The sequence below is a fragment of the Bacillus sp. YP1 genome, assembly GCF_000877815.1.
In the GTDB taxonomy this organism is placed as follows: Bacteria; Bacillota; Bacilli; order Bacillales; family Bacillaceae; genus Bacillus; species Bacillus subtilis.
Window position 1 is genome coordinate 646,186 of sequence record NZ_CP010014.1, and the last position, 20,777, is coordinate 666,962.

General features: G+C 45.4%; 24 protein-coding genes. 16 read left to right on the forward strand and 8 right to left on the reverse strand.

Going from position 1 to position 20,777, the window contains the following annotated elements; all coding sequences use genetic code 11:
• Positions 1-4 precede the first annotated feature (4 nt).
• The gene (gene lnrN / locus QF06_RS03020; RefSeq protein WP_041851156.1) at positions 5-1,162 is read left to right on the forward strand and encodes a linearmycin resistance permease LnrN; all 1,158 of its coding nucleotides are present in this window, start codon (positions 5-7) and stop codon (positions 1,160-1,162) included.
• 72 nt (positions 1,163-1,234) lie between these two features.
• Here lnrN and padR read toward each other — a convergent pair whose 3' ends face one another.
• Positions 1,235-1,783, reverse strand: a complete 549-nt coding sequence (gene padR, locus QF06_RS03025; RefSeq protein ID WP_003233588.1) for a transcriptional regulator PadR — start codon at positions 1,781-1,783, stop codon at positions 1,235-1,237.
• A gap of 271 nt (positions 1,784-2,054) precedes the next feature.
• Between padR and estB the strand changes: the two genes are divergently transcribed.
• The 3 genes from estB (at position 2,055) to bstA (ending at position 4,642) form a co-directional block, all read left to right on the forward strand.
• The gene (estB, locus tag QF06_RS03030) at positions 2,055-2,687 is read left to right on the forward strand and encodes an esterase EstB (RefSeq protein ID WP_003243184.1); all 633 of its coding nucleotides are present in this window, start codon (positions 2,055-2,057) and stop codon (positions 2,685-2,687) included.
• Positions 2,688-2,905: 218 nt separating this feature from the next.
• The gene (locus QF06_RS03035; protein WP_041851155.1) at positions 2,906-3,994 is read left to right on the forward strand and encodes an acyltransferase family protein; all 1,089 of its coding nucleotides are present in this window, start codon (positions 2,906-2,908) and stop codon (positions 3,992-3,994) included.
• 111 nt (positions 3,995-4,105) lie between these two features.
• Positions 4,106-4,642, forward strand: coding sequence for a bacillithiol transferase BstA (gene bstA, locus QF06_RS03040; protein ID WP_043940080.1), 537 nt, complete (start codon positions 4,106-4,108; stop codon positions 4,640-4,642).
• On the opposite strand, the gene QF06_RS03045 is transcribed toward bstA, so the two are convergent.
• Positions 4,639-6,195 (reverse strand): MFS transporter, encoded by a 1,557-nt coding sequence (locus tag QF06_RS03045; protein WP_043940081.1) that lies wholly within the window; start codon positions 6,193-6,195, stop codon positions 4,639-4,641. The genes bstA and QF06_RS03045 overlap by 4 nt on opposite strands.
• A gap of 110 nt (positions 6,196-6,305) precedes the next feature.
• The gene (locus tag QF06_RS03050; RefSeq protein ID WP_003233577.1) at positions 6,306-6,788 is read right to left on the reverse strand and encodes a MarR family transcriptional regulator; all 483 of its coding nucleotides are present in this window, start codon (positions 6,786-6,788) and stop codon (positions 6,306-6,308) included.
• Between the two features lie 171 nt (positions 6,789-6,959).
• Here QF06_RS03050 and mprF point away from each other — a divergent pair, with 171 nt between their 5' ends.
• Positions 6,960-9,530 carry a bifunctional lysylphosphatidylglycerol flippase/synthetase MprF gene (gene mprF / locus QF06_RS03055; RefSeq protein WP_041851151.1) on the forward strand — a complete coding sequence of 857 codons (2,571 nt, stop codon included), beginning with the start codon at positions 6,960-6,962 and terminating at the stop codon, positions 9,528-9,530.
• Positions 9,531-9,548: 18 nt separating this feature from the next.
• Here mprF and QF06_RS03060 read toward each other — a convergent pair whose 3' ends face one another.
• Entirely contained in the window at positions 9,549-10,526 is a 978-nt protein-coding gene (locus tag QF06_RS03060) for an ABC transporter substrate-binding protein (protein WP_014476203.1), read from the reverse strand.
• A 130-nt stretch (positions 10,527-10,656) separates the two neighbouring features.
• Between QF06_RS03060 and QF06_RS03065 the strand changes: the two genes are divergently transcribed.
• From QF06_RS03065 to QF06_RS03080, 4 genes are all read left to right on the forward strand, one after another.
• On the forward strand, positions 10,657-11,658 hold the full coding sequence (locus tag QF06_RS03065) for a FecCD family ABC transporter permease (protein WP_003233570.1): 1,002 nt from the start codon (positions 10,657-10,659) through the stop codon (positions 11,656-11,658).
• Positions 11,655-12,686, forward strand: a complete 1,032-nt coding sequence (locus tag QF06_RS03070; RefSeq protein WP_003233568.1) for a FecCD family ABC transporter permease — start codon at positions 11,655-11,657, stop codon at positions 12,684-12,686. Before QF06_RS03065 ends, QF06_RS03070 begins: the two co-directional genes overlap by 4 nt.
• Positions 12,687-12,800: 114 nt before the next feature.
• Positions 12,801-13,682 (forward strand): PhzF family phenazine biosynthesis isomerase, encoded by an 882-nt coding sequence (locus tag QF06_RS03075; protein WP_041851150.1) that lies wholly within the window; start codon positions 12,801-12,803, stop codon positions 13,680-13,682.
• A gap of 87 nt (positions 13,683-13,769) precedes the next feature.
• The gene (locus QF06_RS03080; RefSeq protein ID WP_015252518.1) at positions 13,770-14,354 is read left to right on the forward strand and encodes an NAD(P)H nitroreductase; all 585 of its coding nucleotides are present in this window, start codon (positions 13,770-13,772) and stop codon (positions 14,352-14,354) included.
• A gap of 38 nt (positions 14,355-14,392) precedes the next feature.
• Here QF06_RS03080 and QF06_RS03085 read toward each other — a convergent pair whose 3' ends face one another.
• The 3 genes from QF06_RS03085 to QF06_RS03090 all read right to left on the reverse strand — a co-directional run bounded on the left by QF06_RS03085 (position 14,393) and on the right by QF06_RS03090 (position 15,727).
• Positions 14,393-14,584, reverse strand: coding sequence for a YfhD family protein (locus QF06_RS03085; RefSeq protein WP_041851149.1), 192 nt, complete (start codon positions 14,582-14,584; stop codon positions 14,393-14,395).
• A gap of 66 nt (positions 14,585-14,650) precedes the next feature.
• The gene (locus tag QF06_RS20910; RefSeq protein ID WP_003223230.1) at positions 14,651-14,761 is read right to left on the reverse strand and encodes a YfhE family protein; all 111 of its coding nucleotides are present in this window, start codon (positions 14,759-14,761) and stop codon (positions 14,651-14,653) included.
• Positions 14,762-14,815: 54 nt separating this feature from the next.
• Positions 14,816-15,727 carry a TIGR01777 family oxidoreductase gene (locus tag QF06_RS03090; protein ID WP_041851148.1) on the reverse strand — a complete coding sequence of 304 codons (912 nt, stop codon included), beginning with the start codon at positions 15,725-15,727 and terminating at the stop codon, positions 14,816-14,818.
• 88 nt (positions 15,728-15,815) lie between these two features.
• Between QF06_RS03090 and recX the strand changes: the two genes are divergently transcribed.
• From recX to QF06_RS03105, 3 genes are all read left to right on the forward strand, one after another.
• Positions 15,816-16,610: a recombination regulator RecX gene (recX, locus tag QF06_RS03095; RefSeq protein WP_029726844.1), complete on the forward strand. Its 795-nt coding sequence runs from the start codon at positions 15,816-15,818 to the stop codon at positions 16,608-16,610.
• Position 16,611: 1 nt separating this feature from the next.
• Positions 16,612-16,926: a YfhH family protein gene (locus QF06_RS03100; protein ID WP_003244592.1), complete on the forward strand. Its 315-nt coding sequence runs from the start codon at positions 16,612-16,614 to the stop codon at positions 16,924-16,926.
• 142 nt (positions 16,927-17,068) lie between these two features.
• Complete coding sequence (locus tag QF06_RS03105; RefSeq protein ID WP_003243500.1) at positions 17,069-18,262, forward strand: MFS transporter; 1,194 nt, start codon at positions 17,069-17,071, stop codon at positions 18,260-18,262.
• Between the two features lie 31 nt (positions 18,263-18,293).
• Here QF06_RS03105 and QF06_RS03110 read toward each other — a convergent pair whose 3' ends face one another.
• Positions 18,294-18,446, reverse strand: a complete 153-nt coding sequence (locus QF06_RS03110) for a small, acid-soluble spore protein K (protein ID WP_003223241.1) — start codon at positions 18,444-18,446, stop codon at positions 18,294-18,296.
• A gap of 124 nt (positions 18,447-18,570) precedes the next feature.
• Between QF06_RS03110 and QF06_RS03115 the strand changes: the two genes are divergently transcribed.
• The 4 genes from QF06_RS03115 to ephM all read left to right on the forward strand — a co-directional run bounded on the left by QF06_RS03115 (position 18,571) and on the right by ephM (position 20,767).
• Positions 18,571-18,840, forward strand: coding sequence for a YfhJ family protein (locus QF06_RS03115; RefSeq protein ID WP_003243789.1), 270 nt, complete (start codon positions 18,571-18,573; stop codon positions 18,838-18,840).
• 144 nt (positions 18,841-18,984) lie between these two features.
• On the forward strand, positions 18,985-19,503 hold the full coding sequence (locus QF06_RS03120; protein ID WP_015252515.1) for an SH3 domain-containing protein: 519 nt from the start codon (positions 18,985-18,987) through the stop codon (positions 19,501-19,503).
• 84 nt (positions 19,504-19,587) lie between these two features.
• Positions 19,588-19,920, forward strand: coding sequence for an SdpC immunity protein SpdL (gene spdL, locus QF06_RS03125; RefSeq protein WP_003242803.1), 333 nt, complete (start codon positions 19,588-19,590; stop codon positions 19,918-19,920).
• Positions 19,907-20,767, forward strand: a complete 861-nt coding sequence (gene ephM / locus QF06_RS03130) for an epoxide hydrolase EphM (protein ID WP_014479220.1) — start codon at positions 19,907-19,909, stop codon at positions 20,765-20,767. The genes spdL and ephM overlap by 14 nt, the downstream gene beginning before the upstream one ends.
• Positions 20,768-20,777 lie beyond the last annotated feature (10 nt).

Sequence of the window (20,777 nt, forward strand, 5' to 3'; positions counted from 1 at the left end):
AAAGGTGAAAAAAATTCTAGCCATTTGCGGCATTGAGCTTTCTCTCATTTTTAAGAAGCCACAGAACTATTTGATCATGTTTGCTGCCCCGCTTTTGCTTACCTTTGTATTTGGGAGTATGCTCAGCGGCAATGATGATAAGGTGCGGCTTGCAATCGTTGATCAGAACGATACGATTCTCTCACAGCATTATATTCGGCAGCTGAAGGCACACGATGATATGTATGTATTCGAAAACATGTCTGAAAGCAAAGCGTCAGAAAAGCTGAAACAAAAGAAAATTGCCGGGATCATCGTCATTTCCCGCTCGTTCCAGACACAGCTGGAAAAAGACAAACATCCTGAACTGATTTTCCGTCACGGCCCTGAGCTGTCGGAAGCGCCGATGGTCAAACAATATGCAGAAAGCACATTGGCAACGCTCAATATTCAGGTGACCGCGGCAAAAACGGCATCGCAGACAGCTGGAGAGAACTGGAAGGCTGCGTATAAAACCGTTTTCGCCAAAAAACATGAAGATACAGTTCCGGCTGTAACACGACAGACGCTCAGTGATAAAAAAGAGGGTGCGGAAGCAAGTGACACAGCCTCCAGAGCAGCAGGGTTTTCCATCCTGTTTGTCATGCTGACCATGATGGGAGCGGCTGGAACCATTTTAGAAGCAAGAAAAAACGGCGTATGGTCCAGATTGCTTACAGCCTCTGTCAGCCGAGCCGAAATCGGTGCTGGGTATGTGCTGTCCTTCTTTGTCATTGGCTGGATTCAATTTGGCATATTGCTTCTCGCAACCCATTGGCTGTTTGGCATCAACTGGGGGAATCCGGCTGCAGTTATTGTATTAGTGTCACTTTTTCTATTGACCGTTGTCGGCATTGGATTGATGATTGCGGCCAATGTCAGAACGCCAGAACAGCAGCTTGCGTTCGGCAACTTGTTTGTCATCGCAACATGTATGGTTAGCGGGATGTATTGGCCGATCGACATTGAACCGAAATTTATGCAATCCATCGCTCAATTTCTTCCGCAAAAGTGGGCGATGAGCGGGCTGACGGAGATTATCGCTAACGGTGCCCGCGTCACAGATATTCTCGGAATCTGCGGCATCTTGCTTGCTTTTGCAGCAATCACTTTCGCAGCGGGGCTGAAAGCGCTCCGAGCCTAAAAAACATCTGCCGTTTAGGCAGATGTTTTTTTGCATGTGGGTACATTCGTATGGGTGCAGCCTGAACTGCGGTTAATCCTTATCTATCATAGCTAAAATTGATTCCAGCCAAGAAACGTAATTTTTCTCCCGCTCCAGCGCTTTCGTCAGCACAAGATAGTGGCCGAAGTCCGGTGAAGAAAATGACATCGGCTCTGCTGAAGCCATAAGCTTTTCATAGCTTCCCTGTAAGTCAGAAAGCTTGGCCTGGCGTTTTTGCAGCTGGTCTTTGAACAAATCAGAAGCCTCCTGGCGCGATAGACAAGAAATGAAATAAGCCTTCAGCATAAATTCATCCTTCACCGTCTCGGGTATCGGCTGGTGGCGGATCAGCCAGTCATGCAGCTCCTGCTTTCCGCTGTCTGTCAGGGTGTACATCTTTTTCTCCAGCTTTGTGCCCTGAATCGTTGTCCGGAACGTGATAAATCCTTCATCCGTCAGCTTTTTGAGCTCAGGGTAAATCTGGCTGTGCTTGGCGCTCCAAAACTGGCCGAGCTCCTCTTTAAAATAACTCGTAATATCGTATCCACTCAATTCGCCTTTTCGCAAAAGCCCTAATATGGCGTATTTTAATACTCTCATGCTATCCTCCGTGTCTGGCTGTTTCGCAAAACAGATGAGCCGGTGCTCAATGTGATTCTAACTGCCTATTCCCCTTATTATAGAAAAGGGAGGAAGGGAACACAACCGGGCTCTTTGGAAATGAAGATAAAAGGTTTGTCAGAAGGTATCCGATTTATCTCCGTCAATATAAAAGAGATTTAAATTTAATTTTCAGAAAAAATATTAACCATATTGATTTTTTATGTATAATAGGAAATTGGTGGTATAAACATTTTAAGGGGGAATAAACGTGAAAAAAGTACTTATGGCATTCATTATTTGTTTATCGCTGATTCTATCTGTTTTAGCCGCTCCGCCGTCTGGCGCAAAAGCTGAATCAGTACATAATCCTGTCGTTCTTGTTCATGGAATAAGTGGTGCATCATACAACTTTTTCGCTATTAAAAACTACTTAATTTCTCAAGGCTGGCAAAGCAACAAACTGTACGCAATTGATTTTTATGATAAAACAGGAAATAACCTAAATAACGGCCCGCAGCTTGCTTCATATGTTGACCGTGTTTTAAAAGAGACGGGGGCAAAAAAAGTAGATATTGTGGCTCATAGTATGGGAGGCGCCAATACGCTGTACTATATTAAATATTTAGGCGGGGGCAATAAGATTCAAAATGTCGTAACGCTTGGAGGGGCTAATGGTTTAGTGTCATCAACGGCGCTGCCGGGTACAGATCCTAATCAAAAGATCCTCTATACATCTATTTACAGTCTCAATGATCAAATTGTCATCAATAGCTTGTCTCGGTTACAAGGAGCGCGAAACATCCAGCTTTATGGCATCGGTCATATTGGCTTGCTCTCTAATAGCCAAGTGAACGGCTATATCAAAGAAGGGCTGAATGGCGGAGGCCTCAATACAAATTAATATCTTCATAAAAAACCTGCAGTCTCCGTTACGGCAGGTTTTTTGCATTTTTCTAGCAATCTCGTCTGAGAAAGATACACCAATAAGCCAGAGGGGTTTATGACCTTAGTCTATCATGCATACGTCAATTTATGACATCAGGCACTTTTTCAAATAGAGCGGACATGTTAAGGTACAACCATCGATTTCTATCAATTTGAAATAAAAGGAGCGCTGTTATGCAAATTAAAGAAATTTTTATGATCCGCTGCATTTCGTGCTTAAGTGTCGTCTTGCTCCATATCATTTCAATGGTCCTGATGCTTCAGGCAGAAGCTCTTGCAGATATTTCTCACACTGTTGATTCTTTCCGAACACTCCTGATGTTCAGCACGCCCGCTTTTATTTTCATCTCTGAATTTTTACTGGCCCGTTCTTATCCTGATGGGGTGCCTGACGGTTTTTTAAAGAAGCGGGGAAAAGTGATTTTTGTTCCTTTTTTATTTATCGCGGCCATCGATGCGCTGCTGATGACCAGTGCGATGGGGGGAGAGGTAACCTTTCTCGCGTTTGTGCAAAAATATCTGGCGAACGTATTCTTAGGAAACTTTATCGGATACTTCATTCTCGTCATCTTTCAATTTTACATGCTGCATATGATGTTTCATGAGTATTTGAAAAAAGCATCGCCGAAATGGGTGCTGTCTATCTCATTTGTGGTGACAGCCGCTTATTTAGGCTATTTCTCCGCAGCCAGCCCGGCTCCTGCTTCTGAAGAGGGCGGGGCATTTCCGTTCTTCTGGGTTCCGTTCGCAGGCTGGCTTTTCTACTTTTGTCTAGCCTACTATTGCGGAAAAGAATACAAGCGTTTTTTAGCGCTGCTGAACCAATACCGCTGGGTGGTGTACGGCGCCGCAATTGCTTCTGGGGCGCTGGTTGTCACTGTTTCTTATGTCGGTGAAATCGGCATGATCAGCTCGAAGCGACCTGATATCATGCTGTATTCAACAAGCATGATTTTCCTGTGTTTTCACTTGTTTTCCAAAATGAAGCATGTGCCGAAAATCATGATGTTTATCAGCAACTATTCCTTTTCGATTTATCTGCTTCATGCTTATTTTATGATTATAGGCTACGTGTTGCTTTTGAATATGCCCGACATTCCTGCCGTACCGGCTGTTCTCCTGCTGTTTGCCGTGTGCACAGCCGGCCCGATTCTGACCTCGTGGGCACTGAATAAATTCAAATACGGGTATTTATTTGTGGGGAAAATTTATCAGCCAAAACAGAAGAAGGTAACAGTCGAAGTGCGTGATCACGCAGGGTGAAAAGCAAGCGGCAGGAGGGCTCCTGCCGCTTGTTGTGTATTAAATCATACAGCATACACAATCTTTTTCTTGTAAAATAAAGGAGAAGCTTGAATAGAAGGGAGAACATGCATGACATCAGTCAATCTAAGCTACCCAATAGGAGAATACAAGCCGAGGGAATCCATATCGAAGGAGCAAAAAGATAAATGGATTCAAGTGCTTGAAGAAGTGCCGGCAAAATTGAAACAAGCTGTAGAGGGCATGACGGACAGCCAGCTTGACACACCGTACCGGGACGGTGGATGGACCGTTCGGCAAGTTATTCATCATCTGGCTGACAGTCATATGAACAGCTATATTCGTTTTAAATTGAGCTTGACGGAAGAGACACCGGCTATCCGTCCGTATGATGAAAAAGCATGGTCGGAGCTAAAAGACTCTAAAACGGCAGATCCGAGCGGCTCACTCGCGCTTTTGCAGGAGCTTCACGGAAGATGGACGGCTCTGCTCCGCACCCTGACGGATCAGCAATTTAAGCGCGGATTTTATCACCCTGATACAAAGGAGATCATTACTCTGGACAACGCGCTCGGCCTGTATGTCTGGCACTCACATCACCATATCGCTCATATTACGGAGCTTTCCAGACGAATGGGGTGGTCTTAACGCTTTTGCCGGCGGAAAGCCGGAATACTGATAGCAGCAATCACCAGAAGTGAGATCACAGCAGCCGCTGCATATAACTGATCATAGCCGCTGGCGACACTCGCATGAATGGCGTCGCTTATCGCGGTTTTGACTTCAGGAACGGGAATGCGTTCGATTTGTTCTTGTAAAGAAGAAACATCAGAACTGTCGATCTCCGGAATGATCTGCATCGCCTTTTCTGAATATCCGCTGTCCGATAAGCGGCTGCTGATCTCATCACCTATTTGGTCAAACCCGGCTGTGATAAAACCTGCATAAAGAGTAGGCGCCAAGGTCAGTCCAATTTGTCTTACTAATGAAAGCGTGCCAAGAGCTGTACCCTTATTTGTTTTTGCCGCTTCTGATACAAGGACGTTCAGCGGAGCGCCTAACAGAAAGCCAAAACCGATGCCAGCGACTACACTAGCGATTACAAACTCCCATTTTTCCGTCACCCAGAGCGGAAATAAAGCAAACCCCGCACATGAGATGATTCCCGAAAGAATAACGGTTTTTACAGGACCTTTTTTGTCGGTAAGCGCTCCGCCAAGCCAAGCGCCGATTCCGGAAGCCAACGCAAGCGGTGTCATCCAATAGCCTGCTTTTGCGGCAGGGACACCCAAATACTGCTCGACATATGATGGGATAAAAATAACTGCCGCCAAGAGCCCCCCGGATAACAAACCGATGATAAGCGTGCGCTGAAACATATGGTTTCGCAGCAGAGAATACGCCAAAATGGGATCGCCTCCTCGCATTTCAACTCTCTTTTCATACGAGATAAGCGCTGCAAAACAAAGTATGCCAAAAATAATACATCCATAAACCTCCGGATTCCCCAAGCTGTGTAAGAGATTTGCCCCGTCAAGGTTCGTCATGCCGTACATCACGGCTAAAATCGACAGGGATAGAAGGAAGATTCCGGCCGTGTCGAGGCGCTTAGCTTCAGGTGCTTTTGTTTCCGCGATAAAGTATGCGCCGAAAACAACCAATAGCACGGCAATCGGCAAATTAATCAAAAATAGCCAATGCCAAGACCCGGTCCAATCAAGCAGAAAGCTTCCGATATTTGGCCCGAGCACAGCGGCCATCCCGTTCATTGCGCCAAGCAGCCCAAGGGCCTTCCCCTGTTTTTCCTTTGGGAGAGTCGCGAGAATGTGAGAGCTGCCGATGATGAAAATCCCGCCGCCTCCAAGCGCCTGAATCAGCCGCGATATCAGAAAGAGCGGGAAGCTTTGGCTCAAAGCAACAAGCAAAGAACCAAGTCCGAACAGGCAAACCTCAATGAGAAAGAGTTTTTTTCTGCCGTAGCGGTCGGAAAGCTTTCCGACGATTGGCACACTGACGCTAAGACCAAGCGTATAAAGGGTAATGCCCCATGATCCCCAGGAAGGAGAAACGGAAAACGACTCGTTTATCGTTGTTAAGGCAGCTGAAATAATTCCGTTATCTAGCGCAGCCATAAATACACCAATCGTAAACAGGCTGATCGCCCACTTTTGGCCTTTCTGCTCTGTTAATGCTTCAGACATATTCATCAACCCCTTTTTATTCATTCAAAGTATATTATTCATTTTAAATGAACTAAATGTCAAATAAAAAAAGCCTGCTCCCGCAGTTTGCGGATGACAGACTTACAGATTTATTCTTTTTTCGCTTTCTCTAATGCTCTTGAAAGGATAGACAGCCCTTCGGAAACAGCCTGCTTTTCTTCAGGGGACAGCAGCTCTAATGAACGCTTCAATTTCAGGTGGCCTTTTTCATACAAACCCCGGAAAATCTTTTTCGCATTCTCTGTCAACTGAACAACTACAGAGCGGCGGTCCTCTTCAGAATGTGAGCGTTTGACAAATCCTGATTTTTCAAGCCGGTCAAGCAGCCCAGTTGTATTGGACAGGGAAGCCCCCATTTTTTCAGCAATGTCGCTCACTTTCAATGTTCCATGGTTGTTTAATAGCATCAGCACCTTCATTTGCGGCATGCTCATATCCAGCTTCATCCACTCGGACACATCACCGAGCCCGGCGGACGTTAAGACTTTCATATAGAGCACCCATATTTCCCGTTCCTCCGATGAAAGAATGTTTTCGTTTAATACTGTTGTATCGTGTAAATTATATTCCATTTCATCACTTCCTCATCATTCACTCCTCTTACCATATTACTCGATTTTCACTCCAGAAAGAAAGTGAGCAGAAACCGCATGCGGGACTTTGTCCGAAAAATAACGGTAGTGTATAATGAGTTGGAGATTATTGGGGGAGAGGATCGAACTAGAATATGATTGGAGAGACCATTGCTGATTAAAAAGAATGCTTTATCAATATTAAAAATCGTTTTTCCTATTGCTGTTTTGCTATTTGTTATTTATCAATCGAAAAAAGAACTGACAAATCTGTCTTTCAAACGTACGCTCATGGTCATCAACGGACTGGAACGAACGGACTTATTCATGCTTGTGTTGATCGGCTTGCTGGCTGTTGCGGCCATGTCGCTGTATGATTACGTCCTGAAATACTCACTGCGCCTATCGATCACAAACGGAAAAGTATTCAGGGTTTCCTGGATCGCCAATTCATTTAATAATGTGCTGGGCTTCGGCGGTTTAGCCGGCGTCGGGTTAAGAATGATGTTATATAAGGAGCATACGAAAGACCATAAGGCACTCGTGAAAGGAATCGCCTGGCTCACATCATCTATGCTGCTCGGATTATCTGTTTTCAGCATTTTCGTCGCTGCGAGAGTGCTGCCAGTGGATGAAGTGATTCATGAAAAGCCTTGGCTATGGGCGGTCGTTATCGGTTTTGCGCTGATATTGCCGCTGTCTTTGGCGGTGTCCAAAATAAAAGACCGCAAAGCTGGGGACGAAGAGAATGCGGATAAAGTGAAAAATCCGATTTTCGCATATATTGGAGCTTCAGTTGTTGAATGGCTCATGGCCGGGATCGTCATCTATTTTGCTTTGTTCGCTATGGGCATTCATGCAGATATCAGGTATGTGTTCGGGGTGTTCGTCATTGCGGCGATCGGAGGAATGATCAGCCTCGTGCCGGGCGGCTTCGGCTCGTTTGACCTTTTATTTTTGCTGGGGATGGAGCAGCTTGGCTATCATCAGGAGGCCATCGTTACTTCTATTGTGTTGTACAGGCTCGCCTACTCATTTATCCCATTTATCTTGGGGCTGTTCTTTGCCGCCGGCGACCTGACGGAAAATACAATGAAGCGGCTCGAAACGAACCCGCGCATCGCACCGGCAATTGAGACGACAAACGTTCTGCTTGTTGTTCAGCGTGCGGTATTAGTGAGAATTTTGCAAGGCTCGCTTTCCCTTATTGTGTTCGTAGCAGGTCTGATTGTCCTGGCCTCAGTTTCCTTGCCGATTGACCGGCTGACGGTTATACCGCACATTCCGCGCCCGGCGCTTTTGCTGTTCAACGGCCTGTCCTTAAGCTCAGCACTCATTCTGCTAATTTTGCCGATCGAGCTTTATAAACGGACAAAACGTTCCTATACGATGGCCATTACAGCGCTTGTCGGCGGCTTTGTGTTCAGCTTTTTAAAAGGGCTTAACATCAGCGCGATATTCGTACTGCCGATGATTATCGTATTGCTTGTGCTATTGAAAAAACAATTTGTCCGCGAACAGGCATCCTATACACTGGGACAATTGATATTCGCTGTGGCGCTGTTTACTGTGGCGCTCTTTAACTACAATCTGATCGCGGGCTTTATTTGGGACCGGATGAAGAAGGTGCTGCGTCACGAATATTTCGTCCACAGCACCTCGCATATTACACATGCAACCATCATGGCGATCATCATTGTGCCGCTGTTCTTCTTTATATTTACAGTGGTCTATCATAAGAGAACGAAACCGATCGGAGAGCAAGCTGACCCTGAGCGTCTTGCTGCGTTTCTTAATGAAAAAGGCGGCAACGCGCTGAGCCATCTTGGTTTTCTTGGAGATAAGCGGTTTTATTTTTCCAGCGATGGGAATGCACTGCTTCTATTTGGGAAAATCGCCAGAAGGCTGGTCGTGCTCGGCGATCCATCTGGCCAAAGAGAATCATTCCCGCTCGTGCTGGAAGAATTTCTAAACGAAGCGCATCAGAAGGGATTCAGTGTTTTGTTCTATCAAATTGAACGAGAGGACATGGCGCTGTATCACGATTTTGGCTACAACTTCTTTAAACTTGGCGAGGAAGCATATGTAGATTTAAATACATTCACCTTGACTGGGAAGAAAAAAGCCGGCCTTCGGGCAATCAATAACCGCTTTGAGCGGGAGGAGTATACTTTCCATGTGGATCATCCCCCATTTTCTGATGCGTTTTTGGAGGAGCTGAAGCAAATCTCAGACGAATGGCTCGGCTCGAAAAAGGAGAAGGGATTCTCGCTCGGATTTTTTGATCCTTCCTATTTACAGAAAGCGCCGATCGCCTATATGAAAAATGCAGAGGGAGAGATCGTTGCATTCGCAAATGTCATGCCGATGTACCAGGAGGGAGAGATATCGGTTGACCTAATGCGCTATCGCGGCGACGCTCCAAATGGCATTATGGACGCATTGTTTATCCGTATGTTTTTATGGGCAAAGGAAGAGGGCTGCACGTCATTTAATATGGGGATGGCACCCTTGGCTAATGTCGGCACTGCCTTTACATCCTTCTGGTCCGAAAGGTTTGCCGCTGTCATTTTTAATAATGTCAGATACATGTACAGCTTCAGCGGCCTAAGAGCCTTTAAAGAAAAATACAAACCGGAGTGGCGAGGGAAATACTTAGCGTATCGGAAAAACAGATCTCTTTCTGTCACCATGTTCCTCGTTACACGTCTGATTGGCAAAAGCAAAAAAGACTCCGTCTAATAAGACGGAGTCTTTTTTTTATTTCGTTTTTAAGAAGTAGGTTTCAATATCATCAAGCAGGTAGTTTGCGGCTTTAATTCCGCCTGCGGTTGTCCATACGACGTCATCGACTTCATGCGCATTACCTGATTTCACGGCCTTTAGGTTTTTCCATAGTGAACTGCTTGTCCACTGATTGGCCCATTTTTCATTTTCCTTTGCATTATCGGCTTTATAAGTGAAATAAAACAGCACATCAGCATCCATATCAGGAATAGATTCTTTACTGTCAGTTGAGAACGTAAATTGGTCCTTTTGTTTCTTGAACAGTTCTACTTGTTTTTCAGGGCGTTTGAAGCCAAGCTGGTCTAAAATAATCCCTGAGAATGAATCGGTATAATAGATTCTTGATTCACCGGATAAAAAGCGTACGACTGAAACGGTTTTGTTTGTCTGGTCGCCCAGCTTGTTTTTTAAATCAGAAACACGTTTATCAAAATCGGCAATGACTTCCTTGCCTTTGTCCGCCTTATTCACCGCGTTGGCGTATAGAGTCAGGTTATCCTTCCAGTTCCCGGCCAAAGATTCAGCAAAAACAGTCGGCGCAATCGCATTTAACTGATCATAAATTTTTTCCTGGCGCACTTTGTTTCCAATAATCAAATCAGGCTTTAATTCTGCGATGGCTTCCACATTCGGTTCCGTTTCAAGACCGACGTTTTTAACACCTTTCATGTCATCTTTCAGATAGTCATACCACGGGTCGCCCTTCCATGACTTTACGGCTCCGACCGGCTTAATGCCAAGCGCTAAGAGCGCCTCTGTTCCTTCATTAGTTAAAACAACAATCCGTTTTGGATTGGCGGGGATGTTGTCTGATGTCCCCATTGCATGTTTGACCGTTCTTGTTTTACTGCTTGACCCCTCGCTGTTGCTTGAACTTTCTGAACTATTACAGGCAGAAAGTACCATAACGGCCATTAAAAATACGAATAGCATGCTGATATGCTTTTTCATCTTTTTCCTCCCGATATTGAAATTCATTATCATTTAGATCATAATAAGCAGTGTTAAGAGTGTCAATCCCTAATTGAGGATTATTCTCAAAAACAAACATTACATAGTAAATAACTAGGAGAATTAGATCATGATCTGCAAAAAGGCATCTTCAAAATGGATTGTGTTAGTATGTCTGATTTTCATTTTACTGGCGGCTGTCTGCGCAAGCGTCGTGTACGGCTATACAGGTACGTCATGGAGACAGGTCTATCAGGCATTTACTTCCTTCAACGGAACAAATGAGCATGTCATCATCAAGGATGTCAGGCTTCCGCGCGCTTTGGTTGCGACAGTCGTCGGCGCCTCGCTTGCAGCCGCAGGCGCTCTCATGCAGGCGCTCACAAAAAATCCGCTTGCGTCACCGGGGATTTTCGGGATTAACGCCGGTGCAGGTTTTTTTATTGTTGCCGGATCGTTTTTTCTGCATATTCAGTCACCTCAGGCATTAGTATGGAGCTCGTTTCTGGGGGCAGCATTTACCGCCGCGATCGTCTATGCAGCAGGCTCGCTTGGGAGGGAAGGGCTGACGCCAATCAAACTGACGCTGGCGGGAGCTGCCATGGCAGCCATGTTTTCTTCTCTGACACAGGGCTTGCTGTCTGTCAACGAACTCGAGCTTGCCCAGGTGCTTTTTTGGCTGACTGGCTCTGTGCAGGGCCGGAGTCTGGATCTGTTGATGACGATGTTTCCATATGCAGCGGCAGCGCTGGTAATCTGCTTCTTTCTCGGCCAAAAAATTAATCTCCTCGTTATGGGAGAAGATGTGGCAAAAGGACTCGGCCAAAAAACAGGCCTGCTGAAATTTGTGATGGCGCTTTGTGTTGTCATGCTTGCAGGGTCCGCTGTCGCCATTGCCGGGCCGATTTCTTTTATCGGCATCATTATTCCGCATTTTGCCCGCTTTGTCGTTGGTAATGATTATCGCTGGGTTCTGCCATTTTCCGCTGTTTTGGGTGCCATTTTGCTTGTTTGCGCGGATATCGGTGCGCGATATATCATTATGCCTCAGGAAGTTCCTGTCGGGGTCATGACCGCCATCATCGGAATGCCTGTGTTTGTGTACATCGCAAGAAGGGGGGCGAAGCTATGAAACTTCGTTTTGGCGTTACTGCGGCTGAAAAGAAAGCATGGATCGTCTTTTTAATTTTACTAGGGTTAACAGCTGCTGTACTCATCATAAGCGCAGGTCTCGGACAAAGGTTTATTCCTCCCTGGGATGTAGCAAAAACATTCTTTGGTGCAGGTTCCAAGCTGGATGAACTGATGATCATGTCGTTCCGCATGCCAAGAATTTTGACGGCTTTATGCGCCGGTGTCTGCTTGGCAGCGGCAGGCGCGATATTGCAGGGGCTCGTCAGAAACCCTCTCGCATCTCCGGATATTATCGGAATAACAGGAGGAGCGGCGGTAGCGGTCGTGCTTTTAATGATGTTCTTCTCAGACCGCAGCAGTTCACTTACGATCAGTCTGTCATGGCTTCCAGCAGCCGCATTTATCGGCGCATCGGCTGTCGGGCTCATCGTCTATTTACTGGCATACAAAAATGGCGCCTCCACATTTCGGCTGGTGCTTATCGGAATCGGATTTTCAATGTCGGCGCAGGCGATGACTACCCTGTTGATGATCAAAGGCCCGATTTACCGGGCATCACAAGCCAATGTATATATCACTGGGTCAGTTTATGGGTCAAACTGGCAGCATGTAAAAATAGCTATTATCTTATCTGTCATTCTCTTATTCATTTGTTTTGTCGCGCTAAAAAATATGAATATACAGGTGCTGGGTGAAGATATTGCGGCGGGTGCAGGAAGCGCTGTGCAGCGAAATCGTTTTTTCTTGCTACTTTTGAGTACGGCACTTACTGGTTGTGCAGTTTCAGTTGCTGGCACAATCGGTTTTGTCGGGCTGATGGCGCCCCATATTGCAAGACGGCTTGTCGGCTCATCTTATGGCGCGCTGCTCCCAGCGTCGGCACTTATTGGAGCTCTGCTCGTTTTAACAGCTGATATCGTCGGCAGAACCTTATTTGCTCCGGTGGAAGTGCCGGCCGGCGTCTTTACAGCGGCTATCGGCGCACCTTATTTTATTTATTTGCTCTATAAAACAAGAAATTCTTAATCGTTACACCCATTTTCTTAAAAAAGAAAATGGGTTTTTTTGATAATGACTGAAGATTCGTAATTATTTTTGCTATACTGACAGAGACATTGATAAAGAAAGGGCGGCAGATGAATGAAAGAAGCAGAGGTATTAAAATATGAAGCATTTACAAGCAGTCCCGGCAAAGGAAACCCCGCAGGCGTCGTTTTGCAGGGAGACGATTATACGGAAGACGAGATGCAGATCATAGCTGAGCGTGCCGGGTATTCAGAAACCTCCTTTATCCGAAAAAGCGAGTCGGCCGATCTTGAACTCCGTTACTTTACACCTGGACACGAAATGAATTTGTGCGGTCATGCGACAGTTGCGTCTCTTTACGCATTATGTGAGAAAGGAATGCTGGAGAGCGGTAAAACGTACAGCATCCAAACGAAAGCGGGTATCCTGCCTGTGAAGATTTCTGAAAAAGATGGCCGTATTCATATCACGCTTGAACAGGCCTCTCCGCAATTCAAACCATTTACAGGCGATCGGAGAAAACTTGCGGACGCACTGGGTATCACCGAAGAGGATTTTCATGAAGACCTTCCGATTGTGTTTGGCAGCACTGGCATATGGACAGCCATCGTTCCGCTTAAATCATTGGAGGCTTCCAAAAAAATGGTGCCAGATAACAAACAATTTCCGGAAGTGCTAATTGATCTGCCAAAAGCTTCAGTCCATCCGTTTACCTTTGAAACCGTTCATCCCGACAGCGACCTGCACGGACGCCACTTTTCATCCCCGTATTCGGGAACGATTGAAGACCCCGTGACCGGCACAGCATCCGGCGTGATGGGGGCTTATATGAAACATTATGGCAATGCCGAGCAGCATAAATTTATCATTGAACAAGGGCAGGAAATTGGAAAAGACGGAAAAGTGGAGATCGAAATGAACGAAGCCGGCGGCCATGTGAAAGTGAACATGACAGGAACAGCCGTTTACTCAGAAACCCGTATTCTTAAAATCTAATACGGATGATTGTTTACAAAAAGATGCACTTTCCGTTATCATTATGAAATGATAATCATTTTCAATTGCATAGGAAGGTGAGACGGTATGCCTCAAACCGAACAAATACATCAGCATTCAGTACTGCGGGACATCATACGCAGCAGAAGATCGATTCGAAAGTTTAAACAAGAGCCAGTACCTTCAGCAGTCATTCTTGACATGCTTGAAACGGCAAAATATGCGCCAAATCACAGAGTGACAGAACCATGGAGATTTATTTACGTTTCCAGTGAGTCAGGTAAAGCGAACCTCATCAATACATTTGCAGCGTTCTCTAAGAAATCCAAGCCGGATATGACAGAGGAAAAGCTTCAAAATTTCAAAAACACACTTGGGCGCGTTCCGGGATTTCTCCTCGTCGTGTTTCAGGAAGATGAAAACGAAAGAGCGCGGGACGACGATTTTGCGGCAACAAGCTCGTTGATTCAAAATCTTCAGCTTCTTGCTTGGGAAAAAGGAATCGGCATGGTTTGGAAAAGCGGAAAAATCCTTTATGACAAAGAAGTCCATCAGGCCTTTGGTTTGCAGGATAATGAGCGTTTCGCCGCCATCATACAAACAGGTTATCCTGACGAGGCGCCGGAAGTGAAAAAACGCACACCGATCCGCGACCGGTTCACTGAAATGTAAAAAACCCCTTGTCTCAAACGGAGACAAGGGGTTTTTCATTAACGAGATTTCTTTTTCGCTCTGTTGTCGGCTGCTTTCGCACGCTCTTGCGCTTCGCGGTCATCTGTATCAGCAAGCTCGGTTGAATATTCTTCGTAAACGCCGTCAGTTTCCCTTTTTAATGCATCGGGAACTTGTGGAAGCTTTTGTTTGTTTTTATCACGGTTTTTGTGGATATGATTTCTGCCCATATCAAATTCCCCCTAAAAAGTGATATCAAACAAAGATAGTATTTGGTTTTAAGGAGCTATGTATTCCTACTTTCGCTTAGCAGCTTTTTCCGCTTTTTTAAATTCGCCTGAATAAAGAACTTCCTGCATTTTTTTCAGGTTGGCGCCTTGCTGGTGCTTCTCCCTCTTTTTTTCCATATAAAGGACCTCCTTCAACCATGTTATTCTTAAGGTTGACGCTTCCTGCTGTTTTTATACAGTCTTTCGGTCCGCTATCAGCTGTGAGAGTGCAAATTCAAGATCCGAATATGTAAAACGAAATCCAGAGGTTATCGCTTTTTTAGGAAGAGCGCGCTGTCCTTTCACAATCAAAAGACTCATTTCACCCAATGCTTTTGATAAAAAGAATTCCGGGACGGGGAGCCAGTGCGGGCGGTGCTTCACCCGTGCAATCGCTTTTCCGAATTGCTTTATGTCCACAGGATTGGGTGCGGTGACATTCATTGGGCCTGAGATGCCGGCGTTTTCCACCGCATATCGGATCATCTGGGCCGCATCCTCGACATGAATCCATGACAGCCACTGCCTTCCCGTTCCAATCGTTCCGCCGGCCAGAAACTTATAGGGGAGAACCATAAGCGGTAAAGCGCCTTTTTCTCCAAGCATCACGCCAAATCTCGCATAAACTGTCCGGATACCCATCGCTTCAATATGCTGTCCTTCCTTTTCCCACAGGTGTGCAGTATGACTGAGAAAATCCTCATCTGACGTTGCAGAATCCTCTGTGAAAGTTTTCTCAAGGCTTGTGCCGTAAATGCCCACGGCACTGGCTTGGATCAATGTCTTCGGCTTCTCCTTCTGTTTCTGAATAAGCCGCTGCACTTCACGCGTCGCATTGATACGGCTGGAGAGAATGTGCTGCTTTGTTTTATTTGTCCAGCGGCCAAAAATCGATTTTCCCGCAAGGTTTATCCAGACATCAATATGAGGAAGTTCCTGCTCCGGGGCGGCTCCTTCCGTCAGCCATTGGACATATGTCATATTTTTTTGTTCAGTTTCCCTTGCGTTTCTTGATAAAATATAAACATGGTGTCCCTGGCGGGTAAGAACGCCTGTCAGATGCTGGCCGAGAAAACCGGTTCCGCCCGTCATTGCGATATTCATGAACATCTCTCCTCATCGTTCTAATAAATATACTTTACCTCATTGTAATAAAAGAAAACGCGTTTCAGGCCTGAGAAGGGAGATTAAGATGCCGTTTATTACAAAAATATCAACGCAAAAAAAGAATACGGAACGCTTCAATATTTTTCTGGATGATAAATACGCCTTCAGTGTGGACGCGGATGTGCTCGTGAAATTTGAGCTCAAGAAGGGAAAAGAACTCGATGATCTTGACATCATTGAGATTCAATACGGCGATGAAGTGAAGAAAGGCTTCAACCGTGCGCTTGACTTTTTATCCTATCGAATGCGGTCGACGAAAGAGGTCGAGGACCACTTAAAGAAAAAAGAAACCTCGCCCCCCGTCATTGCGGAAGTCATCCATAGGCTTAACGATTACAAGTACTTAAACGACCAGGAATTTGCCGCAGCCTATGTCAGCACTCACAAAAAAACAAACGGAAAAGGCCCTGATGTTTTGTTCAGAGAGCTAAGAGCGAAGGGAATTGATGACGATACAATTAAGGAGGCGCTAAGTTCCTTTTCCTTTGAAGATCAGACAAGAGAAGCGGTCAAGCATGTTGAAAAGCTTCTCAAAAAAGATAAAAAGCTTTCGACGAAAGAATTCAAACAGCGCGCCCAGCTGCAGCTTCAGCGCAAGGGCTTCTCATTTGATGTTATCAGCGCGGCGATGGATCAGATTGAATATGAAAATGATGAAGACACAGAGAAAGAAGCGCTGCGCCTTCACGCGGAAAAAGCGTTTAGAAAATACCGCTATGACGGCTCATATGAAAGCGCCATGAAGGTCAAACAATTTTTATTCCGCAAAGGATTCTCACTCGATTTAATCGAGCAATTACTGCAGGAAGAGGAGTACTGAAATGGAGAAACGATACAGTCAAATGACACCTCACGAACTCAATACCGAAATCGCATTACTTTCTGAAAAAGCAAGAAAAGCCGAACAGCATGGAATCATAAACGAACTGGCAGTGCTCGAACGGAAAATTACGATGGCAAAAGCATATTTGCTGAACCCGGAAGATTACTCACCGGGAGAAACATATCGTGTGGAAAACACTGAGGACGAGTTTACCATCAGTTATTTAAATGGCGTTTTCGCATGGGGATACAGGACCTCTTCCCCTCAGCAAGAGGAAGCGCTGCCAATCTCAGTATTGCAAGAAAAAGAATAAAGCGTAACAGGAGGCTGATGATCAGCCTCTTTTTGTTTGCAGCACATTTACACGAATTCTTAAAGAAAAAATCATTGAATTCACTTGAAAAATCTTTTAAGATGAAACTCGTTGTTTTTTAAAATCAAAGGAGGCGATGACGTTGAGTATCAAAAACCCATCTGTAAAATTTATTATATTTGTTCTTATGATTTGTACATTTTCAATCGGCTATACAGAATACGCGGTGATGGGTATTTTGACGTCGATTGCCAATGACTTTCATATACAGGTTTCATCCGCAGGGCTTCTTGTCACGGCTTATGCGGCAAGCGTTTGTTTGACAGGGCCGCTCGTCACCATCATTTCCGTCAAGCTTCCGAGAAAGCCTGTGCTTCTTGGGCTGATGGCGATATTTATCCTTTCCAACCTGATGAGCGCACTGGCGCCGAATTTTGCGGTATTGGCCATTTCAAGAATTTTATCTGCGTCCATTCACGGCGCTTTCTTCGCGATTGCCATGGTATTCGCAAGTGAAATGGTTCCGCCGGAAAAGCGTGCTGCAGCTGCTGCTTCAATGAACGGCGGACTGACAGTGGCTCTAATGCTTGGTGTTCCATTCGGCTCTTATCTCGGAGATGTCCTGAATTGGAGAGCGGTGTTTTCCATCATTACGGCACTTGGTGTCATCGGATTTTTAGGCCTTATGGCTGCCGTGCCGAACAGAAAACCAAAAGTGATCCCAATGCTTATGAATGAGTGGGGTGTTTTTAAACACAAACAAGTGCTGTTTTCCTTCGCGATTACCATTTTAGGCTATTCCGGTGTCTTTATCGCCTACACCTTTATCGAACCCATTTTAAGGCATTCAGCCGGATTCAGCACGGTTGGCATTACAGGTGCTCTCTTTGCGTATGGATTGGGAGGCGTTGCCGGGAATTTCTTTGCTGGAAAGGTACCGCTGCCTTTGCTGACTCGGACGATGATCGGCGTAATGATCGGTTTAATCGGTGTTCTGGCTGTATTTCCTTACATCGCCATTTACCCGGCTGCAGCCATTGTGGCAACGTTCCTATTCGGGGCATGCGCATTCGGCACGCCGCCTCTTCTGCAAACAAAGGTCATTTCCTCATCTGAGGGCGGCACAACCATTGCCGCAGCTGTCAGCGTATCAGCATTTAACCTTGCCAATGCCCTTGGTGCATGGATCGGCGGAATGATTTTAAACGGAACAGGCTCTTATTCCTGGCTGTTTGCAGGAGGTGCGCTTATGACTGCATGCGGACTTGTGCTTTCTACCTTCGCACACTTATCAGAAAAGAAGAGCGTCTACGAATATCAAGTCAATAAAGGGTAAAAACAGCTGCAGTGTATGCAGCTGTTCTTCTTTACCGTTTGCCTGAGGCTCTCATTCTTTCTTGAGGATGCTGATTGATAGATCCGTCAGCACGCTTTGAAGCATAATCGTCCTTTGCTCTCGGTTCACCCTGAAATTTGTTTTCGTTTTCGTAAGGAAATCCTTTTTCTTTATTTCGGACCATGTCATATCCCCCTAGATTCGAGATCAAAAAGTTGCGTCTTTCCAGATGAAGACGTAAGGTTAGTATATGGAGAACACTACGTAATAAAGCGTTATTTTTTTCCTGAAGAAAGGAGACTGCACACATGAATATGTACATTGAGAAACTGACTAATCTGCTTCTGGAAAAGAACGAGATGATCAGCTATATACAGGCAAAAACGTGGGTGGAATTGTTATGGAGCGATTTCGAAGCAACCTATGCAAAAGCCGGACACGCCTATCAAGGTGAAAAAATGACTGAAAAAATCGTCACACAATGGATTGAAAACTATGGCGGCCAGCTCCACCTTTTTCAAAGCTCCCGTAACGACGTGAATGATTACTTAAATCAAAGCAGAGGCCTTTTGCATTAAAAACCTGCCGTTAACGACCGGCAGGTTTTTTCATTTTCTTAAAATTACCTTAACAGGAAGAAATCATAAACAAAACATGTTTCACCAGCCTGTCAATCAGGGAATACCACTTATATCTTGTCAAAATGCGAGGAGGAGCTTTATATGAAAAAGAAACAAGTAATGCTCGCTTTAACAGCTGCCGCAGGACTGGGTTTGACAGCACTTCATTCCGCTCCCGCAGCAAAAGCTGCGCCCCTTCACGACATATCTGTCAGCATGCCATCATCCGATTCTTACATCATAAAAACAGGAAAGCTGAATGTCCGGACTGAGCCAAATCATAAAGGTGACATTCTCGGCACTGTATCATCAGAACAAAAAGTAAAAGTCTATGGATTTGTAAATGCCGATTGGGCTCAAATTCATTTCAAAGGAAAAAAAGCGTATATTTCAACCCACTTTTTAATGAAAACCGCAAGCCAAGCGAAAACAATGAAACAGACAGCCTTCTATGCACCGACGCCCGAAAATGGAAAAGCTAAACAGCTCTCATCTGGAACAGAGGTGACAATACTTGGGTGGGGATTCAGTGAAAACGGCGGATTTGACTTCACTTGGGCGTTCGTGGATTATGGCGGAGTTAAAGGCTATATTCACACAAAGGATTTACAAATGCGATAAAAAGGCAGGCCGAGGCTTGTCTTTTTGCCTATGCATGAAACATTTCTCCTTTCTGCACGTAACAATGAGAAAGGAGATGATGATATGACGGGTTTAGTCGGCGGAGGGCTTATGATCATTGCGGGCATACTGATCAAACTGTTTCCTCCCAAATCGATCAACAGTGTGTACGGATACAGAACGAGACGCTCAATGTCAGATCAAAGATTATGGAATGAAGCGAACCGTTACAGTGCATCATTAATGATCCTGTCAGGCTTGGTGATTGCGGGAATGGGTTTGCTGCTGGGATCAAACTTGTTTATTCTTCAGCTTATCCTGCTGATTGCCGCCTGTGTCATAACATTTATGCTAACGGAGAAAAGGCTGAAAATCATGACGCACAGTCAAGGAGGAGATAGAAGTGGACGGAGTTAAATGCCAGTTTGTCAATACGAACGGAATCACGCTCCACGTTGCAGCCGCAGGACCGGAAGACGGCCCGTTAATTGTCCTGCTCCATGGATTTCCTGAGTTTTGGTACGGCTGGAAAAATCAAATCAAACCGCTTGTTGATGCGGGTTACCGGGTCATTGCTCCTGATCAGCGGGGCTACAATCTCAGTGACAAACCGGAAGGAATTGATTCATATCGGATTGATACATTAAGAGATGATATCATCGGGCTTATTACGCAATTCACTGATGAAAAAGCAATTGTCATCGGTCATGACTGGGGAGGGGCTGTCGCATGGCATTTGGCTTCCACACGCCCGGAATATCTTGAAAAACTGATCGCGATCAATATCCCGCACCCGCACGTCATGAAAACCGTAACGCCGCTTTATCCGCCGCAATGGCTGAAAAGCTCGTATATCGCATACTTCCAGCTCCCCGATATACCGGAGGCATCACTAAGGGAAAATGATTATGAAACATTAGACAAAGCGATTGGATTATCCGACCGTCCCGCGCTTTTTACATCCGAGGATGTCAGCAGGTACAAAGAAGCGTGGAAACAGCCGGGCGCGCTGACAGCTATGCTGAACTGGTACAGAGCCCTCAGAAAAGGAAGCTTGGCAGAGAAACCCTCTTACGAAACAGTACCTTACCGAATGATCTGGGGAATGGAAGACCGCTTTTTGAGCAGAAAGCTTGCTAAAGAGACGGAAAGGCATTGCCCGAATGGACATCTCATCTTTGTTGATGAAGCTTCCCATTGGATTAACCACGAAAAGCCAGCCATCGTCAATCAGCTGATTTTGGAATATCTTAAGAACCAATAAGCTAAAATTT

What these genes read in the sequence shown, in the direction of transcription:
- padR (WP_003233588.1), bottom strand. Translation starts at nt 1,783, where the DNA reads ATGAGAGTATTAAAATACGCCATATTAGGGCTTTTGCGAAAAGGCGAA.
- QF06_RS03035 (WP_041851155.1), top strand. Translation starts at nt 2,906, where the DNA reads ATGCAAATTAAAGAAATTTTTATGATCCGCTGCATTTCGTGCTTAAGT.
- bstA (WP_043940080.1), top strand. Translation starts at nt 4,106, where the DNA reads ATGACATCAGTCAATCTAAGCTACCCAATAGGAGAATACAAGCCGAGG.
- QF06_RS03045 (WP_043940081.1), bottom strand. Translation starts at nt 6,195, where the DNA reads ATGTCTGAAGCATTAACAGAGCAGAAAGGCCAAAAGTGGGCGATCAGC.
- QF06_RS03050 (WP_003233577.1), bottom strand. Translation starts at nt 6,788, where the DNA reads ATGGAATATAATTTACACGATACAACAGTATTAAACGAAAACATTCTT.
- QF06_RS03060 (WP_014476203.1), bottom strand. Translation starts at nt 10,526, where the DNA reads ATGAAAAAGCATATCAGCATGCTATTCGTATTTTTAATGGCCGTTATG.
- QF06_RS03065 (WP_003233570.1), top strand. Translation starts at nt 10,657, where the DNA reads ATGATCTGCAAAAAGGCATCTTCAAAATGGATTGTGTTAGTATGTCTG.
- QF06_RS03070 (WP_003233568.1), top strand. Translation starts at nt 11,655, where the DNA reads ATGAAACTTCGTTTTGGCGTTACTGCGGCTGAAAAGAAAGCATGGATC.
- QF06_RS03075 (WP_041851150.1), top strand. Translation starts at nt 12,801, where the DNA reads ATGAAAGAAGCAGAGGTATTAAAATATGAAGCATTTACAAGCAGTCCC.
- QF06_RS03080 (WP_015252518.1), top strand. Translation starts at nt 13,770, where the DNA reads ATGCCTCAAACCGAACAAATACATCAGCATTCAGTACTGCGGGACATC.
- QF06_RS03085 (WP_041851149.1), bottom strand. Translation starts at nt 14,584, where the DNA reads ATGGGCAGAAATCATATCCACAAAAACCGTGATAAAAACAAACAAAAG.
- QF06_RS20910 (WP_003223230.1), bottom strand. Translation starts at nt 14,761, where the DNA reads ATGGAAAAAAAGAGGGAGAAGCACCAGCAAGGCGCCAACCTGAAAAAA.
- QF06_RS03090 (WP_041851148.1), bottom strand. Translation starts at nt 15,727, where the DNA reads ATGAATATCGCAATGACGGGCGGAACCGGTTTTCTCGGCCAGCATCTG.
- recX (WP_029726844.1), top strand. Translation starts at nt 15,816, where the DNA reads ATGCCGTTTATTACAAAAATATCAACGCAAAAAAAGAATACGGAACGC.
- QF06_RS03100 (WP_003244592.1), top strand. Translation starts at nt 16,612, where the DNA reads ATGGAGAAACGATACAGTCAAATGACACCTCACGAACTCAATACCGAA.
- QF06_RS03110 (WP_003223241.1), bottom strand. Translation starts at nt 18,446, where the DNA reads ATGGTCCGAAATAAAGAAAAAGGATTTCCTTACGAAAACGAAAACAAA.
- QF06_RS03115 (WP_003243789.1), top strand. Translation starts at nt 18,571, where the DNA reads ATGAATATGTACATTGAGAAACTGACTAATCTGCTTCTGGAAAAGAAC.
- QF06_RS03120 (WP_015252515.1), top strand. Translation starts at nt 18,985, where the DNA reads ATGAAAAAGAAACAAGTAATGCTCGCTTTAACAGCTGCCGCAGGACTG.
- spdL (WP_003242803.1), top strand. Translation starts at nt 19,588, where the DNA reads ATGACGGGTTTAGTCGGCGGAGGGCTTATGATCATTGCGGGCATACTG.